This window comes from Pseudescherichia sp. (genome assembly GCF_031987975.1).
Lineage (GTDB): Bacteria > Pseudomonadota > Gammaproteobacteria > Enterobacterales > Enterobacteriaceae > Pseudescherichia.
Map to the genome: position 1 here is coordinate 1 of NZ_DALZYX010000016.1, position 17042 is coordinate 17042.

Here is a 17042-nt window from a genome sequence, read left to right on the forward strand (position 1 = left end):
CCTGAGAGAGGATACCTTCGGGTGGTAAATCCGTTTAACCTCTGGAAACGGATATTGAATCGCCATGGGTTTAACAGACACCTCAGAGTCATTTAAGATGGCTTAAAGAGAGGTGCCCATGAGCGGTAAGCGTTATCCCGAAGAGTTTAAAACTGAAGCAGTCAAACAGGTTGTTGATCGCGGTTATTCTGTTGCCAGCGTTGCAACACGTCTCGATATCACCACCCACAGCCTTTATGCCTGGATAAAGAAGTACGGTCCGGATTCTTCCACTAATAAAGAACAGTCAGATGCTCAGGCCGAGATCCGCCGTCTCCAGAAAGAGCTGAAACGGGTTACCGACGAACGGGACATATTAAAAAAAGCTGCGGCGTACTTCGCAAAGCTGTCCGACTGAGGTACGCCTTTATCCGTGACAACTCCTGTTGCTGGCCTGTTCGCCTGCTCTGTCGGGTGCTGGATGTTCATCCCAGTGGTTTTTACGCCTGGCTTCAGCAGCCGCATTCACAACGCCATCAGGCAGACCTGAGACTGACAGGACAGATTAAACAGTTCTGGCTGGAATTGGGATGCGTCTATGGTTATCGCAAAATCCATCTGGATCTGCGTGACAGCGGGCAACAGTGCGGAGTAAACAGAGTCTGGAGACTGATGAAACGTGTCGGAATAAAGGCTCAGGTCGGATACCGAAGCCCGCGGGCACGTAAAGGCGAGGCCAGTATCGTGTCACCCAACAGGCTCCAGCGACAGTTCAATCCGGATGCTCCTGATGAGCGTTGGGTAACGGACATAACCTACATCAGGACCCACGAAGGCTGGCTGTATCTTGCCGTTGTTGTTGATCTGTTCTCACGCAAAATTATCGGCTGGTCCATGCAATCCCGGATGACAAAGGACATTGTCCTGAACGCACTGCTGATGGCTGTATGGCGGCGTAATCCCGAAAAACAGGTGCTGGTTCATTCGGATCAGGGCAGTCAGTACACAAGCCATGAGTGGCAGTCGTTCCTGAAATCACACGGCCTGGAGGGTAGCATGAGCCGTCGCGGTAACTGCCATGATAATGCGGTTGCAGAAAGTTTTTTCCAGTTGTTGAAACGTGAACGGATAAAGAAAAAGATCTACGGAACGCGAGAAGAAGCCCGCAGTGATATTTTTGATTACATCGAAATGTTTTATAACAGTAAGCGTCGGCATGGTTCTAGCGAACAGATGTCACCGACAGAATATGAAAAACAGTATTATCAACGGCTCGGAAGTGTCTAGATTATCCGTGGCGATTCAGTACGTTATGTCACCAGAAATGAGACAGGTGAACCCGTTGTAAAAATGCCGGATGACGATGTGCTGAAGGAAGCAACTGAAAGCCTGGGGGTGTTGCCAGAGACTGGTATGGAAAGGGCTAAAGGCATTGTTCTGGTAGAAGGAAAGTCGGATGTCACTTTCCTGAGGCATGCGGCCAGTTCATTTAAACAATCAGGTGTGCTGCCAGCCTCTCTTGAGGACGTGAAAATTGTGCCAGTCCTCATAGGAGGATGCGGGAGCGTCAAACACTGGGTTACCTTAAATCTGGCCAACGATCTGGGGCTTCCCTGGTGCGTATTTCTGGACTCCGATATTGGGGGAGACCCTGCACAGGTTCTGTCCATTCAGAAACGTAAAAAAGAAGTGGAGGAAGCCGGTAAGGTATTCTTCGCCACGCGCAAACGTGAAATAGAGAACTATCTCTGCCCGGATCTGATCGAAGAAATTACCGGTGTAGCAGTCACGTTTACGGACACCTGTGACGCTAAAAAAATAATCGGCCGGGCTGTGGGAATGAAACCCGATAATGTGCTTGATAAATTCTGGCCCCAGATGACAGCGGAAAGAATAATCTCAAGATCAACCTATCATGACGGAACGCAGGAAAGAATTGAACTGATTGAGATCCTGAGCGACATTATTTCCATGACGAGATAATGTGTTAAAATAATCGCAGCTGCATATATTCCGGTCCACAGCAAAGGACCGGAGTATAGAATATAAAAAACCCGAAATTAATCGGGTTTTAATTATTTAACGTTTAACAGGATCCCGTGCCCGGGAGTGATTTAAAATTACGCTTATCATGGCGTTTTTGCAATCTTTATTTTTGACTGCCAAGCCATTTATTCATCTGCTCGATTTCACCTTTCTGAGCTTTAATGATGTCCTGCGCAAGCTTTCTCATTTCGGGATCTTTTCCGTATTTAAGCTCGGTCTCAGCCATTGCTATTGCTCCTTCATGGTGTGCGATCATACCTTTTGCAAAGGCCTTATCGGGATCGGGCTCATTAACGGCGGCCATCATTTTTTCATGCATGTCTTTCATGCCAGCCATATATTCCTGTGACGATGCCGATGAGTGCATATCTGACATTTTCATTTCCGAATGTTCGGCAGAAATTGCTGGCAGGGATAACATTAATATAACAAAAAGGGTGTTTTTGATTTTCATTTAATAAATCCTTTTCAGGTAGGTACCGGTTAATTGTAGCTGAGTCATATAAAAAAGCTCCCTGATGGGGGCAAAAATGTCACAACATATCCGGTTAAGGAATAATCTATCAAGGAAAGGGTAAAAAGCACGGATACTACAGTCGCATTCAGCCTACATTGATCATGCGGCGGTGCGCTTCGGCCATGGCCTGATGTGGGCCGGACTGACCGTTATTCATGAATTCATGGGCAACCGCTGCTCTTTCATGCTCATCCATCGCCGCGTAAGACGTTGAAGGGACGGTCGTGGATACTGTGTTATTTCCCATCATCTTCTGATGACTTTCCACCATTTTCTGGTGCGCATCTGCCGATCCGTTCGTCATGGTTTCATGAGCAATAATGGCCTGTTCATGCTGGTCCATACCGGTCATACGGGGAGCAGTCCCCTGGATCCCGACAGGAGCCGCAGCAGACTGCATCTGGTGAGCAGGGGCCTGTGCATTGTTGACGCGCTCATGGATATTCACGGTTTCAGTGGCCCAGGCCGAAGAAATTAAACCAAAGCCCAGCAAAGATGCTAATACGATATTTTTCATGATAACTCTCCATTTCTCAATTAATGATGTCCGGGGAAGTACAACCGGTGTTTTCAGTTTCATAACTTAAACAGGTTCGGCAGTTCTTATTTCTCCGGGAGATGGCTGGATATTCATTCCTGGCGTACTCTGACGCCGGGTATTGATGAAGCAATCCAGCCTTCCTGATAAGTTGCACTAATTATATCGAATGGCTTCTGTTTGCTGCATGACAGGCTAATGACATCTTTGTCATTTAAATCTTTATTCTCAGTGTTGGGGATCCGGAATCATTTTCTCCAGTCTGGGTACGGATAAAATAAAACGTGTCGAGCGTATATCCGATTCCACATGCACTCTTCCGTGATGTGCTTCCACGATTGACTTCACAATCGCAAGACCGATGCCGCTGCCTTCTCCTTTTCGTTGTCTGGACGGATCCACCCGATAAAAACGGTCAAACAGCCTTGATAAATGCTCTTCAGGGATTGGTTTCCCCGGATTTTCAATCACAAGGTCAAAAAAGCTCCCCTGTTTTCTTATTGAGACGGTGATTGCCTGTCCCTCAGGGGTATAACGCAGGGCATTGGATAACAGATTATTGATCGCTCTTCTAAACATTTGTGGATCTCCCTCGACCAGACAGGGCATCCCGTTAAATTTGAGCGTGATATTGCGTTCTTCGGCCCAGGCTTCGAAAAACTCGAAGACTTTCATGACTTCCGCTCTGAGGTCAAACATGACCCTGTCAGGTATCAGCTGATTATTATCTGCCTGTGCCAGGAACAGCATATCGCTGACCATTTTGGTCATCCGGTTATACTCTTCAAGACTGGAATAGAGGACATCCTCAAGTTCCCTCTGTGTTCGATCCTGACTCAGTGCGATTTCAGTCTGCGTCACCAGATTGGTGATTGGCGTTCTGATCTCATGCGCGATATCGGCAGAGAAATTGGCCTGGCGGGTAAAGACATCCTCAATCTTTCCAATCATATGATTGAACGAGATAACCAGTTGCTCCAGCTCAATGGGAACGCGTGTCGGTTCCAGTCGCGCATCAAGATTCTCGGAGGTGATGTTTTTAATGGCATTGCTGACATTACGAAGGGGCAGGTGCCCCTGACGGACAGCGATTCGAATGATCAGAACAATCAACAGGCTTATCACGACGGCAATCGCAATCAGGTTCTTTTTCAGCGCATCGAGGTAATGGAGATGGAAATTAATGGATAGGCCAGTCAGCATGACATAGTTCTGCTGTTTGCCCTGAAATATCGCCTGACCAGAGGAGGCGATAATCCTGTATGTTTCCATCTTCATTTCGGACCCGGTATCCATCGGTCCCGCAGGATCCTCCACCGTCCAGAGAAAGACATCCCGTGCGCGGCTGTGCTCGCTAAAATCTGCTGAATTCACTGCCGGGCGTAGTGCCGCCCCCTGAGCTGAGCTAAAGAGCACTTCACCCCTGGGATTGAGGAGCAAAAGGGCAACGTTGCGGTAGCTGGCAATTGATTCCTTTATTTTGCTTATTTTTTTATCATCCGGATCCACCGGGGACTGCAGTATACGGTTCAGTGTGGTGCTGATTTGTTGAAGATCGCTGACATCCTGCTCGGCAAAATGATTTTCAACAGAATGCAGCATAAACCAGGTGAAGGCGATAAAAGCCAGTATCGTGGACAGGCTGATAAAAAAGGTCAGCCGCAGAGCGAGTGAGAAAGGGCGTCTGGAAGGTTTGCTATGCATCCGGGACCTCCAGCATGTAGCCCACGCCCCGGACTGTCTGGATCAGCTTTGTCTCGTAATCGTTGTCTATTTTAGCGCGGAGTCGCTTTACTGCGACATCGATCGCATTAGTGTCGCTGTCAAAATTCATGTCCCAGACCTGAGAGGCAATCAGGGAGCGGGGAAGAACCTCTCCCTGATGGCGAATGAAGAATTCCAGCAGGCTGAACTCTTTACTGGTGAGCACAATGCGGTTTCCGGCGCGACTGACTTTTCTGGATACGAGATCAATCGAGAGGTCAGCCACCTTAAACTGGCTTTCCGTGATCATCGTGTTTCCCCGCCTCAGAAGGGTTCTCACCCGGGCGAGCAGTTCGGCAAACGCAAAGGGTTTAACCAGATAATCGTCCGCACCCAGTTCCAGTCCTTTGACCCTATGTTCGATCGTGCCGAGGGCTGTCAGCAGTAAGACCGGCATACCCTTTCCGGCAGTGCGCAGCATGCGGATGATATCCCAGCCGTTCACATCAGGTAGCATGATATCCAGAATGACTAAATCATACTCGGCTGTCATGGCGAGATGATATCCGGTAAGACCATTATCAGCGTGATCCACTACGAACCCTGCCTCTGTAAGCCCTTTGCTGAGATATTCACCTGTTTTAATTTCGTCTTCGACGATCAATATTTTCATCTTGCTCCCCGGCTGGCTGCTAATGTCATTCTATTGCGCCCACGATCGTTATCAACGGATTACAGCAAAAATGACAACATTGTCATTATCCTGTCACTCGGCAAACAGAGAGCGTTAGGTAAAGTACCCCTATCAATACTCTGGACTTCATTTGAACCATTTACCAGGTCTGCCTGGACGAGAAGCGTTATGTTCAAATTAAAATTACTCAGCATTAGCACGATATTCATCCTGGCAGGCTGCGTGTCGCTTGCGCCTGAATATCAGCGGCCCGCAGCACCGGTACCCCAGCAGTTTTCACTGTCCCATAACAGCCTGACGCCAGCGGTAAATGGCTATCAGGATACGGGCTGGCGTAACTTTTTTGTCGATCCCCAGGTTACCCGGTTGATCGGTGAAGCTCTGACTAATAACCGTGATTTGAGAATGGCTGCCCTGAAGGTTGAAGAGGCCCGAGCCCAGTTCAACGTCACGGATGCAGATCGTTACCCCCAGCTGAATGCCTCATCCGGGATAACATACAGCGGTGGTCTGAAAGGTGACAAGCCGACCACACAGGAGTACGACGCGAGACTGGAGCTCAGCTATGAGCTCGATTTTTTCGGCAAACTTAAGAACATGAGTGATGCTGACCGCCAGAACTACTTTGCCAGCGAAGAAGCCCGTCGGGCCGTACACATCCTGCTGGTCTCCAACGTTTCACAGAGCTATTTCAGCCAGCAACTGGCGTACGAACAACTCCGTATTGCGCGGGAAACGCTGAAAAATTATGAACAGTCCTATGCTTTCGTTGAGCAACAGCTCGTGACCGGGAGTACGAACGTTCTGGCACTTGAACAGGCGAGAGGACAAATCGAAAGTACCCGCGCCGAAATAGCCAAACGAGAAGGCGATCTGGCTCAGGCAAACAATGCCCTGCAACTGGTGCTGGGAACGTACCGCGCACTTCCGTCAGAAAAAGGGATGAAAGGCGGGGAGATCGCACCAGTAAAATTGCCACCAAATCTATCTTCACAAATTTTGCTGCAGCGACCGGATATTATGGAAGCGGAATATCAGCTGAAAGCGGCTGATGCCAATATTGGCGCAGCGCGAGCGGCCTTTTTCCCCTCCATTACCCTGACCAGTGGTCTTTCCGCAAGCAGTACGGAGCTGTCAAGCCTGTTTACGTCAGGAAGTGGAATGTGGAATTTTATCCCTAAAATTGAAATTCCTATTTTTAATGCTGGCAGGAATAAAGCCAATCTGAAGCTGGCTGAAATTCGCCAGCAACAATCGGTGGTTAATTACGAACAAAAAATTCAGTCAGCCTTTAAGGATGTTTCCGACACGCTTGCGCTGCGCGACAGCCTTAGCCAGCAACTTGAGTCACAGCAGCGTTATCTTGATTCACTTCAGATAACTCTCCAGCGTGCCAGAGGATTATATGCAAGTGGTGCTGTCAGTTACATCGAAGTGCTGGATGCAGAACGTTCCCTCTTCGCTACGCAGCAAACCATTCTCGATCTTACCTATTCCCGACAGGTTAACGAAATTAATCTGTTTACCGCGCTGGGTGGCGGTTGGGTAGAGTAAATTTATTTAATTAATCAGGAAATTAAAAATGCGTAATTCACTTAAAGCCGTTTTATTTGGTGCCTTCTCTGTCATGTTTTCTGCCGGTCTTCATGCTGAAACACATCAGCATGGCGATATGAATGCTGCCAGTGATGCTTCGGTACAGCAGGTTATCAAGGGCACCGGTGTCGTTAAAGACATTGATATGAATAGTAAAAAGATTACCATTTCGCACGAAGCAATCCCTGCTGTGGGCTGGCCTGCAATGACCATGCGCTTCACTTTTGTTAATGCAGACGACGCTATCAATGCCCTGAAAACCGGCAACCATGTCGATTTCTCGTTTATTCAGCAGGGCAATATCTCCTTACTCAAAAGCATTAACGTTACGCAATCCTGATTATCAGTCCGGAGCGAATACATCCAGTGCGCCTGAACATTCATTAAGGGATTACTGTGAATGAATGATCGGGCGCATATGCCAGGTGTTTTGATTTTTCAGCGAGAAATTGTATGGCTTCTTTAAAGATAAAATATGCTGCAATAATTATCAGCAGCCTCATAGCAGGAGGGCTGATATCGGTTACTGCCTGGCAGTATGTAAACTCATCACAAAAAACAGTACAAACCGAACAAAAGGCACCGGAGCGAAAGGTACTTTTCTGGTATGACCCGATGAAACCGGATACCAAATTTGATAAACCCGGAAAATCTCCCTTTATGGATATGGACCTGGTGCCAAAATATGCTGATGAAAGCGGCGATAAAAGCAGTGGCGGGATCCGTATCGATCCAACGCAGGTTCAGAATCTGGGATTAAAAACGCAAAAAGTCACGCGAGGAATGCTGAATTATTCTCAGACAATCCCGGCTAATGTCAGTTACAACGAGTATCAGTTTGTCATTGTGCAGGCGCGCTCTGACGGTTTCGTCGAAAAAGTGTATCCCCTGACGATTGGCGATCATGTGAAGAAAGGCACTCCGCTTATCGATATCACCATTCCTGAATGGGTTGAGGCACAAAGTGAGTTCCTGCTGTTATCCGGTACAGGCGGTACGTCAACCCAGATAAAAGGGGTTCTGGAGCGACTTCGTCTAGCTGGTATGCCGGAAGAGGATATTCAAAGGCTGCGTTCAACCCGCACAATCCAGACCCGTTTTACCATTAAAGCACCTATTGATGGTGTCATTACTGCGTTTGACCTGCGCACCGGAATGAATATTTCGAAAGATAAAGTAGTGGCTCAGATTCAGGGGATGGACCCGGTCTGGATCAGCGCTGCAGTGCCAGAATCTATCGCATATCTGCTGAAAGATACGTCGCAGTTTGAAATTTCGGTACCGGCTTATCCGGATAAAACATTCCATGTCGAAAAATGGAACATTCTTCCCAGCGTGGATCAGACAACCCGTACGCTTCAGGTCCGTCTCCAGGTTTCTAATAAGGATGAGTTTCTCAAGCCGGGCATGAATGCCTATCTGAAACTGAATACCAAGAGCCAGGAGATGCTGCTGATACCAAGCCAGGCCGTTATCGATACCGGCAAAGAACAGCGCGTGATTACTGTTGATGATGAAGGCAAGTTTGTGCCGAAACAGATCCACGTTCTGCATGAATCACAGCAACAGTCCGGCATTGGCTCCGGCCTGAATGAAGGCGATACCGTGGTGGTCAGTGGCCTGTTCCTCATTGACTCCGAAGCCAATATTACGGGCGCGCTGGAACGTATGCGCCACCCTGAAAAAACAGAAAACAGTATGCCAGCAATGTCTGAGCAGCCTGTAAATATGCATTCAGGGCACTGAGGAGACGACGATGATTGAATGGATTATCCGGCGCTCTGTCGCCAACCGTTTCCTGGTCATGATGGGCGCACTGTTTCTCAGCATCTGGGGCACATGGACGATAATTAACACGCCGGTCGATGCGCTGCCTGACCTGTCAGATGTGCAGGTCATTATTAAAACCAGCTATCCCGGACAGGCCCCGCAGATTGTAGAAAACCAGGTCACCTATCCGCTTACCACCACCATGCTGTCCGTACCTGGCGCAAAAACCGTGCGTGGCTTTTCACAGTTCGGTGATTCGTATGTGTATGTCATTTTTGAAGACGGCACCGATCTGTACTGGGCCCGTTCGCGCGTGCTGGAATACCTGAATCAGGTTCAGGGCAAACTGCCTGCGGGTGTGAGCTCTGAAATCGGCCCGGACGCCACGGGAGTGGGCTGGATATTTGAATATGCCCTTGTCGATCGCAACGGAAAACACGACCTTTCAGAACTGCGCTCTCTGCAGGACTGGTTCCTGAAATTTGAGCTGAAAACCATCCCGAACGTGGCTGAGGTCGCTTCGGTTGGCGGCGTGGTGAAACAGTACCAGATTCAGGTCAATCCGGTAAAACTGTCCCAGTACGGTATCAGCCTGCCCGAAGTGAAACAGGCACTTGAATCGTCTAACCAGGAGGCCGGTGGCTCATCCGTTGAAATGGCCGAAGCGGAGTATATGGTCCGTGCCAGCGGTTATCTTCAGAGCATTGATGATTTTAATAACATCGTCCTGAAAACAGGTGAGAACGGCGTGCCGGTTTATCTGCGGGATGTTGCCCGCGTGCAGACCGGGCCCGAAATGAGGCGTGGTATTGCCGAGCTGAACGGCCAGGGAGAAGTCGCTGGCGGCGTGGTGATCCTGCGGTCGGGTAAAAATGCGCGCGACGTTATCACGGCAGTGAGGGATAAACTGGAGACGCTGAAGGCCAGCCTGCCGGAAGGCGTTGAAATCGTGACCACCTACGATCGCAGCCAGTTAATCGACCGGGCGATTGATAACCTCAGTTCCAAACTTCTGGAAGAGTTTATCGTGGTGGCCATCGTCTGTGCTCTGTTCCTGTGGCACGTACGTTCTGCCCTGGTGGCGATTATCTCTCTGCCGCTTGGCCTGTGTATCGCCTTTATCGTCATGCACTTCCAGGGACTGAACGCCAATATCATGTCGCTGGGAGGGATAGCGATTGCCGTCGGTGCGATGGTGGATGCCGCCATTGTGATGATTGAAAATGCGCACAAACGGCTTGAGGAGTGGGATCATCAGCATCCGGGTGAGCAGATTGACAACGCCACCCGCTGGAAGGTGATTACCGACGCCTCCGTGGAAGTGGGACCCGCGTTGTTCATTAGCCTGCTGATCATCACCCTGTCCTTTATTCCTATCTTTACCCTGGAAGGGCAGGAAGGTCGTCTGTTTGGCCCGCTGGCATTCACGAAAACGTACTCCATGGCGGGAGCGGCCGCACTGGCCATCATCGTCATTCCTATTCTGATGGGATTCTGGATCCGGGGGAAAATTCCTGCCGAGACAAGTAACCCCCTGAACCGGGTGCTGATCAAAGCGTATCATCCTTTGCTGCTGCGGGTCCTCCACTGGCCAAAAACAACCCTGCTGGTTGCGGCCTTGTCCATTTTCACGGTTATCTGGCCACTGAGTCAGGTGGGCGGTGAATTTCTGCCGAAGATTAACGAGGGCGATCTGCTGTATATGCCGTCGACCTTGCCTGGCGTCTCTCCGGCAGAAGCTGCAGCGCTCCTGCAGACAACAGACAAGTTAATCAAAAGCGTTCCTGAAGTGGCTTCTGTATTTGGCAAGACCGGTAAAGCAGAGACCGCAACGGATTCCGCGCCGCTCGAAATGGTGGAAACCACGATCCAGCTCAAACCTGAGGATCAGTGGCGTCCCGGCATGACAATTGACAAGATTATTGATGAACTCGACAGGACAGTCCGTTTACCGGGTCTGGCAAACCTCTGGGTGCCGCCTATCCGTAACCGTATTGATATGCTCTCAACCGGGATCAAAAGCCCGATAGGTATCAAAGTGTCCGGGACTGTTCTGTCCGATATCGACGCGACGGCGCAGAGTATCGAGGCGGTAGCCAAAACCGTGCCTGGCGTGGTGTCTGTCCTGGCTGAGCGACTTGAGGGCGGGCGCTACATCGATATCGATATCAACCGGGAGAAAGCCTCCCGCTACGGGATGACGGTAGGTGATGTCCAGCTGTTCGTCTCTTCAGCAATCGGAGGTGCTATGGTGGGTGAGACGGTTGAAGGGGTGGCCCGGTACCCTATTAACATTCGCTACCCGCAGGATTACCGGAACAGTCCGCAGGCGCTGAAACAGATGCCGATCCTGACCCCGATGAAGCAGCAGATCACGCTGGGCGATGTCGCGGATATTAACGTCGTTTCTGGACCAACCATGCTGAAAACCGAAAATGCCCGGCCAGCCAGCTGGATTTATGTTGATGCCCGCGGCAGGGACATGGTGTCGGTGGTTAACGACATTAAGACGGCCATCAGCGAGAAAGTGAAACTGAGACCGGGAACCAGTGTGGCATTCTCCGGACAGTTTGAACTGCTTGAGCATGCCAACAAGAAACTGAAGCTGATGGTGCCGATGACGGTGATGATCATTTTCATCCTGTTGTATCTGGCATTCCGCCGGGTTGACGAAGCCCTGCTGATCCTGATGAGCCTGCCGTTCGCCCTGGTTGGCGGAATATGGTTCCTGTACTGGCAGGGCTTCCATATGTCAGTGGCGACCGGAACCGGGTTTATCGCCCTGGCCGGGGTGGCAGCAGAGTTTGGCGTGGTCATGCTGATGTATCTGCGTCATGCCATTGAAGCGCACCCGGAATTGTCCCGTAAAGAGACGTTCACACCGGAAGGTCTTGATGAAGCCCTCTATCATGGTGCCGTACTGCGTGTCCGGCCGAAAGCCATGACCGTGGCGGTGATCATTGCGGGTCTGCTGCCAATACTCTGGGGAACCGGCGCAGGTTCAGAAGTCATGAGCCGTATTGCTGCGCCAATGATTGGTGGGATGATCACGGCTCCGCTGCTGTCCCTGTTCATTATTCCTGCCGCCTACAAATTAATCTGGCTGCGCAGACATAAAAAAAGCGTGTCATAACCCTGAAAGGGCGCCCCCAGTGGGCGTCCTTCTGCACTGATTCACCCTGACGTCAGGGTTTATATCGATAATATACAGAGGTGAGTATGAAAAAAGTGGTTCTAATGGCCCTGGCTCTCGGCCTGTCACTGCCTGCAATGGCGAGTGAAAAAGTCATTGATATGTACAAATCTGAAAACTGTGGCTGTTGTTCCCTGTGGGGCAAAGCGATGGAAAAAGACGGGTTCGAAGTGCGAACTCACGTCATGAATGATCAGGCGCTGTCAGCCCTGAAAGAAAAGCATGCTGTTCCTGCTGGACTACGAAGTTGTCATACCGCGGTTGTAGGTAATTTGATCATTGAAGGCCATGTGCCTGCGGCAACGATACATAAGGCCATGCAGTCTGGTTCGGGTATATACGGTCTCGCCACCCCCGGTATGCCAGCAGGAAGTCCGGGAATGGAGATGGGGGCCCGAAAAGAGGCTTACGATGTTATCGCATTCTCACCGGAGGGCAGTAAAAAAGTCTTCCAGCGAATCGAATAGTCAGCGGAACGGCTGATAACGGGACGCCGGCAGCAGGCACTCTTATGCCGGCGGCATTCGTGGTAATCGCATCCATGACATATCCTGAAGACAGAAAATGCTTCAGATATGCATAAGGAGAGTTACTGTGAAAAATGACAATGCAGTGGAACATAACAACCAGACTGCTTCTGAGCAGACATCATCCCCGGACGAGAGTCACGCATTGCATAAGGTGAGAGATCCCGTGTGCGGGATGGTCATCCTGCCTGACAAGGCGCACAGCAGCATTCGATACCAGGACCATCAGCTTTATTTCTGCTCCGCCAGCTGTGAGAGCAAATTTAAAGCCCATCCCGATCATTATTTTACCGAAGATGCCAGTGAACATCACCATCACCACGACCACCATGAAGTCAGCCCTGATAAGATAAAACAGTCTCACCGCCAGGCGGAGAAAGAGATTTCTGAAGGTGTGTGGACATGTCCGATGCATCCGGAGATACGCCGTAGTGGTCCCGGAAGCTGTCCTGTCTGTGGAATGGCACTGGAGCCGCTCGTAGCTACGGCATCCACGGGGACGAGTGATGAACTTCGCGACATGACAAGACGCTTCTGGCTGGGGTTGTTGCTGGCGTTTCCGGTTCTGATACTCGAAATGGGTTCTCATCTGTTTCCCGCTTTGAGGAATACAGTACCGCCACAGTACAACACATGGCTGCAGTTACTTCTGGCCTCTCCTGTCGTTTTGTGGTGTGGCTGGCCATTCTTCGCCCGGGCCGGAATGTCGTTACGTAACCGCTCCCTGAATATGTTTACCCTTGTTGCAATGGGGACCGGCGTAGCCTGGGTTTACAGCGTCATTGCAACCGTCTTCCCCTCCTGGTTTCCTGCATCGTTCAGAAACATGGATGGCCTGGTGGCCATTTATTTTGAAGCCGCAGCTGTTATTACGGTGCTTGTTCTGCTGGGACAGGTCCTTGAATTGCGGGCAAGGGAACAAACCTCAGGTGCCATTACTGCGCTTCTTAACCTTGCCCCCAAAACCGCCAGGCGGCTGGATCAAGACGGTCATGAAACGGATATTAATGCGGAAGATGTCCTGCCTGGCGATAAGCTCCGCATCAGACCTGGAGAGAGTATTCCGGTCGACGGTATCGTGGTCGAAGGCAAAACAACCGTTGATGAATCGATGGTGACCGGGGAATCTATGCCTGTTACCAAAACGGAGGGTGACCCTGTCATCGGGGGGACCATTAATCAGACAGGTAGTCTTATCATCCGTGCAGAGAAAGTCGGTGATGAAACGATGCTCTCACGAATTGTTCAGATGGTCGCTGATGCACAGCGTTCGCGGGCCCCCATCCAGAGAATGGCTGACAGCGTTTCAGGCTGGTTTGTTCCTCTGGTGATACTTATCGCGGTTGTTGCTTTCATGATCTGGTCTGTCTGGGGGCCCGAGCCCAGGATGGCGCACGGTCTCATTGCGGCTGTGTCGGTCCTGATTATTGCCTGTCCCTGCGCGCTGGGGCTGGCCACGCCGATGTCGATAATGGTGGGGGTGGGCAAAGGAGCCCAGGCCGGGGTGTTAATCAAGAATGCCGAAGCCCTTGAGCGTCTTGAAAAAGTGGACACGCTGGTTGTCGACAAAACAGGCACGCTCACGGAAGGTTCGCCGACGGTGACAGGGATTATCAGTCTCAATCCGGGTGGGGAAACATCTCTTTTGCGTGTAACGGCCGCAGTGGAAAAAGGCTCGCAGCATCCGCTGGGTATGGCAGTAGTTAAAGCAGCACAGGAAAAGGGGATCGCAATACCCGCAGTCACTCATTTCAATGCGCCGTCGGGTAAAGGTGTCTCAGGCGATGTCGAAGGTCAACGGGTTGTTATTGGTAATGAACTGGCTATGCAGGAAAACAGTATCGTTATTGATAATCAAAAGGCCGTTGCGGATACGTTGCGGATGGAAGGCGCTACCGTTATCTATGTGGCCACAGACGGGCACCTTGCAGGCCTGATAGCTATCTCGGATCCCGTGAAAGCAACCACGCCGGATGCGCTTAAAGCTTTGCGTCAGGCGGGGATCCGCATCGTTATGCTCACCGGGGATAACCAGCTTACCGCTGAAGCAGTCGCACGGAAACTGGGAATAGATGAGGTTGAAGCCGGGATTCTGCCGGATGGCAAAAAAGCAGTGATAACCCGACTGAAAGCGTCTGGCCATGTGGTTGCGATGGCCGGAGACGGTGTGAATGATGCCCCGGCGCTGGCAGCGGCTGACGTGGGTATAGCCATGGGAACGGGTACAGATGTGGCAATTGAAAGTGCCGGAGTCACCCTTCTCAAAGGCGACTTGATGATACTGAACAGGGCCCGTCATCTGTCAGAAATCACCATGAAAAATATCCGACAGAATCTGTTTTTTGCATTTATCTACAACGCACTTGGCGTGCCTGTGGCTGCAGGTCTGCTTTATCCTGTGTATGGAATACTGCTGTCGCCAGTTATTGCGGCGGCGGCCATGGCTCTTTCCTCCGTCAGCGTCATTGTGAATGCGTTGCGTCTGAAAAGTGTCAGGCTCGGGAAATAACACTGAGTGAAGGGGCTGTTACGAACAGAAGGAGTCCAGTATGAAAAGTACCACCTATGCGCTTATTGCTGTCGCCGCGATCGCGGCATTTGCCCTCCTGCGCGAACACTGGTCACATGTGGCAGGTTACTGGCCATATCTGTTATTGCTGGTCTGCCCGCTAATGCATCTTTTCCACGGCCACGGAGGGCATGGAGATCATCAACATCAAGGAAGTGAAAACGATAAAAAAAATTAATCCGGCAGACGGGGCCGCGTCGCGGCCCCGTTATCAGTCCAGGTATCGTTCGTAGTCTCTGGCATGCGCAAAGGCATGCTGTTCAAGTTTGTTATCAGCGGGTGCCGCTGCCCGGAACGCCAGTGAGTTAACAGGATTGTTATTGATGACCAGCTCGTAATGCAGATGAGGACCGGATGAACGTCCGCTGTTACCGGATAACGCAATAGCGTCTCCCCGGGTAACCCTGGCCCCTTTAGTAACGAGTATTTTATTGAGGTGGAGATAGCGAGTTTTAACACCGGCTTTTCCCGTTACTTCAACAAAATATCCCATGGTACTGTTGTATTCGGCCCGGGTGATTTTTCCGTCGATGACGCTGACTATTTTCGTGTTCATGGGCATGGAATAATCAATGCCATTATGGGGACTCACTTTTCCCGATACCGGGTTAAGTCTTGCAGGATTGAAAGGCGAACTGAGTCTTGCTGTGGCCGGTAACGGATAATCGAGACTGCCTTTCCCGGAAGTATCGGAAAGGTTATAGAACTTTTTATCTGATATACGATACGCCGTGTAATTAAATGAACCGGACGTAAATTTATAGGCCACGACACGTGATTTTCCCGCTTTCTTTTGCAGTACGAGTTTTAATGATTCATTTTTTTTCAAATGCCGCAGATTAAACCGGGAAGGCAAGGAGCGCTGAAGAGTAGCGATCTCGTTCGATTCCAGCCCCGAGCGGGTGGCTGAAAGGTAGGCATTTTCTTTTACGACATCGGTAGAATACATTTACTGGAATTCGCCGTTAGCATGAACACTGCGGCGTATGCTAGGGGTTTTCAGGAGGCGTGTCATCTGTCAGTTAATCGGGAGCACCGTTGATGGTCGTCATTTTTGTAACATATCTTGTTTCCCGTTTGCTCCTGAAGCTCTGGGAACTGTATGACCAGCCCGACGGTGATGATTAACGGGACTGAAACAGGTTACGGCAGAGCAATATGGGGCTCATGTCCTGCTACGTAACCCGTCAGTAAAGCCCTGCTGCGCACCTGACGCTAAGCACTAACCCGCCTGCAGTTACCTGGTCGAATACAGCCCGCGAAGCTTTCTTGCCTGCGTCTGATGTGCTTCCGCACCGGCATTATTGACCTGCTCATGCACGAGAGCGGCTTTTTCTCCGGCATTCAGTTCGTTAAAAGAAGAAGACGAGGTCTTTGAATTTGCATCACTGCCGGACAGCATTTTTTTATGTTCCTCAATCATTTTCTGATGCGCATAGGACGCGCTGTTGTTCATAAATGAATGAGCAACAATGGCCCTTTCATGTTCATTCATTTCAGAGAATGAGGGCGTGTTGTTTTTATTAACCCTGTCCGGTAAGTTTTCATGCGTCGAGGAATTCACATGACTGACGGCTGAGGCATTATTAACAAATCGATGTGCTTCATGGGCAATATCACTGGACTGAGCAAAAGCTGCCCCACAAAATAAAGCTGTAAACGCAGTGGTCGTGATTAATATATTCATGTGTAATTACCTTCTGAGGTACATAAAAGATGTCCTTATGATCATATATAAAAATAATCAACCTGTGGGGAAGATGACGTAAATGTAATACAGCTATGTACATTACACGATTGTAATGAATTTGTTTCTTAAGGTGTGCTAGATTCATTTCATTGTAGTGGATGAACCAGTAATTTAATTTAAATCGGTTCTCGAATTCTGTCAGTAACCATACTTTAAATA

General features: G+C 50.1%; 14 protein-coding genes and 1 pseudogene. 9 read left to right on the forward strand and 6 right to left on the reverse strand.

The genetic code is table 11. The annotated features are described in order from the left end of the window. Positions 1-118 precede the first annotated feature (118 nt). Positions 119-1266 (forward strand): IS3 family transposase gene (locus tag RTN40_RS19840; protein ID WP_087464944.1). Its coding sequence is split into 2 segments (ribosomal slippage): positions 119-368 and positions 368-1266, totalling 1149 coding nucleotides; the frame shifts between segments, so codons are not numbered across the junction. A gap of 12 nt (positions 1267-1278) precedes the next feature. Next, positions 1279-1962 (forward strand): annotated as a pseudogene (locus tag RTN40_RS19845) (TOPRIM nucleotidyl transferase/hydrolase domain-containing protein); the annotation flags it as partial. Positions 1963-2128: 166 nt separating this feature from the next. Here RTN40_RS19845 and RTN40_RS19850 read toward each other — a convergent pair. From RTN40_RS19850 to silR, 4 genes are all read right to left on the reverse strand, one after another. Continuing rightward, positions 2129-2479: a DUF305 domain-containing protein gene (locus tag RTN40_RS19850; RefSeq protein ID WP_006785879.1), complete on the reverse strand. Its 351-nt coding sequence runs from the start codon at positions 2477-2479 to the stop codon at positions 2129-2131. 148 nt (positions 2480-2627) lie between these two features. Beyond that, positions 2628-3059 carry a silver-binding protein SilE gene (gene silE / locus RTN40_RS19855; protein WP_006785880.1) on the reverse strand — a complete coding sequence of 144 codons (432 nt, stop codon included), beginning with the start codon at positions 3057-3059 and terminating at the stop codon, positions 2628-2630. 249 nt (positions 3060-3308) lie between these two features. Beyond that, the gene (silS, locus tag RTN40_RS19860; RefSeq protein WP_000555738.1) at positions 3309-4784 is read right to left on the reverse strand and encodes a copper/silver sensor histidine kinase SilS; all 1476 of its coding nucleotides are present in this window, start codon (positions 4782-4784) and stop codon (positions 3309-3311) included. Then, positions 4777-5457 (reverse strand): copper/silver response regulator transcription factor SilR, encoded by a 681-nt coding sequence (silR, locus tag RTN40_RS19865; protein WP_000697968.1) that lies wholly within the window; start codon positions 5455-5457, stop codon positions 4777-4779. Before silR ends, silS begins: the two co-directional genes overlap by 8 nt. A gap of 189 nt (positions 5458-5646) precedes the next feature. On the opposite strand from silR, the gene silC reads away from it, so the two are divergent. From silC to RTN40_RS19900, 7 genes are all read left to right on the forward strand, one after another. After that, entirely contained in the window at positions 5647-7032 is a 1386-nt protein-coding gene (gene silC / locus RTN40_RS19870) for a Cu(+)/Ag(+) efflux RND transporter outer membrane channel SilC (RefSeq protein ID WP_000475503.1), read from the forward strand. A 28-nt stretch (positions 7033-7060) separates the two neighbouring features. Further along, positions 7061-7414, forward strand: a complete 354-nt coding sequence (gene cusF, locus RTN40_RS19875) for a cation efflux system protein CusF (protein WP_001246153.1) — start codon at positions 7061-7063, stop codon at positions 7412-7414. Positions 7415-7527: 113 nt separating this feature from the next. Then, positions 7528-8820: a Cu(+)/Ag(+) efflux RND transporter periplasmic adaptor subunit SilB gene (gene silB / locus RTN40_RS19880; RefSeq protein ID WP_001485328.1), complete on the forward strand. Its 1293-nt coding sequence runs from the start codon at positions 7528-7530 to the stop codon at positions 8818-8820. A 10-nt stretch (positions 8821-8830) separates the two neighbouring features. Then, on the forward strand, positions 8831-11977 hold the full coding sequence (gene silA, locus RTN40_RS19885) for a Cu(+)/Ag(+) efflux RND transporter permease subunit SilA (protein WP_000574021.1): 3147 nt from the start codon (positions 8831-8833) through the stop codon (positions 11975-11977). Between the two features lie 86 nt (positions 11978-12063). After that, on the forward strand, positions 12064-12504 hold the full coding sequence (locus tag RTN40_RS19890) for a DUF411 domain-containing protein (protein ID WP_002436620.1): 441 nt from the start codon (positions 12064-12066) through the stop codon (positions 12502-12504). A gap of 97 nt (positions 12505-12601) precedes the next feature. Beyond that, complete coding sequence (silP, locus tag RTN40_RS19895) at positions 12602-15073, forward strand: Ag(+)-translocating P-type ATPase SilP (RefSeq protein WP_129244003.1); 2472 nt, start codon at positions 12602-12604, stop codon at positions 15071-15073. 40 nt (positions 15074-15113) lie between these two features. Then, a complete protein-coding gene (locus tag RTN40_RS19900) occupies positions 15114-15311 on the forward strand; it encodes a DUF2933 domain-containing protein (RefSeq protein WP_000843497.1) in 198 nt (65 codons plus the stop codon). A gap of 33 nt (positions 15312-15344) precedes the next feature. Here the strand turns inward: RTN40_RS19900 and RTN40_RS19905 are convergent, their stop codons facing one another. Next, a complete protein-coding gene (locus RTN40_RS19905) occupies positions 15345-16082 on the reverse strand; it encodes a peptidoglycan DD-metalloendopeptidase family protein (RefSeq protein ID WP_004118669.1) in 738 nt (245 codons plus the stop codon). Positions 16083-16370: 288 nt separating this feature from the next. Then, positions 16371-16820 carry a copper resistance protein gene (locus RTN40_RS19910; RefSeq protein ID WP_001023257.1) on the reverse strand — a complete coding sequence of 150 codons (450 nt, stop codon included), beginning with the start codon at positions 16818-16820 and terminating at the stop codon, positions 16371-16373. Positions 16821-17042 lie beyond the last annotated feature (222 nt).

Excerpts from the sequence above, each read along its gene's own strand:
- RTN40_RS19850 (WP_006785879.1), bottom strand. The coding sequence starts at position 2,479 with ATGAAAATCAAAAACACCCTTTTTGTTATATTAATGTTATCCCTGCCA.
- silE (WP_006785880.1), bottom strand. The coding sequence starts at position 3,059 with ATGAAAAATATCGTATTAGCATCTTTGCTGGGCTTTGGTTTAATTTCT.
- silS (WP_000555738.1), bottom strand. The coding sequence starts at position 4,784 with ATGCATAGCAAACCTTCCAGACGCCCTTTCTCACTCGCTCTGCGGCTG.
- silR (WP_000697968.1), bottom strand. The coding sequence starts at position 5,457 with ATGAAAATATTGATCGTCGAAGACGAAATTAAAACAGGTGAATATCTC.
- silC (WP_000475503.1), top strand. The coding sequence starts at position 5,647 with ATGTTCAAATTAAAATTACTCAGCATTAGCACGATATTCATCCTGGCA.
- cusF (WP_001246153.1), top strand. The coding sequence starts at position 7,061 with ATGCGTAATTCACTTAAAGCCGTTTTATTTGGTGCCTTCTCTGTCATG.
- silB (WP_001485328.1), top strand. The coding sequence starts at position 7,528 with ATGGCTTCTTTAAAGATAAAATATGCTGCAATAATTATCAGCAGCCTC.
- silA (WP_000574021.1), top strand. The coding sequence starts at position 8,831 with ATGATTGAATGGATTATCCGGCGCTCTGTCGCCAACCGTTTCCTGGTC.
- RTN40_RS19890 (WP_002436620.1), top strand. The coding sequence starts at position 12,064 with ATGAAAAAAGTGGTTCTAATGGCCCTGGCTCTCGGCCTGTCACTGCCT.
- silP (WP_129244003.1), top strand. The coding sequence starts at position 12,602 with ATGCTTCAGATATGCATAAGGAGAGTTACTGTGAAAAATGACAATGCA.
- RTN40_RS19900 (WP_000843497.1), top strand. The coding sequence starts at position 15,114 with ATGAAAAGTACCACCTATGCGCTTATTGCTGTCGCCGCGATCGCGGCA.
- RTN40_RS19905 (WP_004118669.1), bottom strand. The coding sequence starts at position 16,082 with ATGTATTCTACCGATGTCGTAAAAGAAAATGCCTACCTTTCAGCCACC.
- RTN40_RS19910 (WP_001023257.1), bottom strand. The coding sequence starts at position 16,820 with ATGAATATATTAATCACGACCACTGCGTTTACAGCTTTATTTTGTGGG.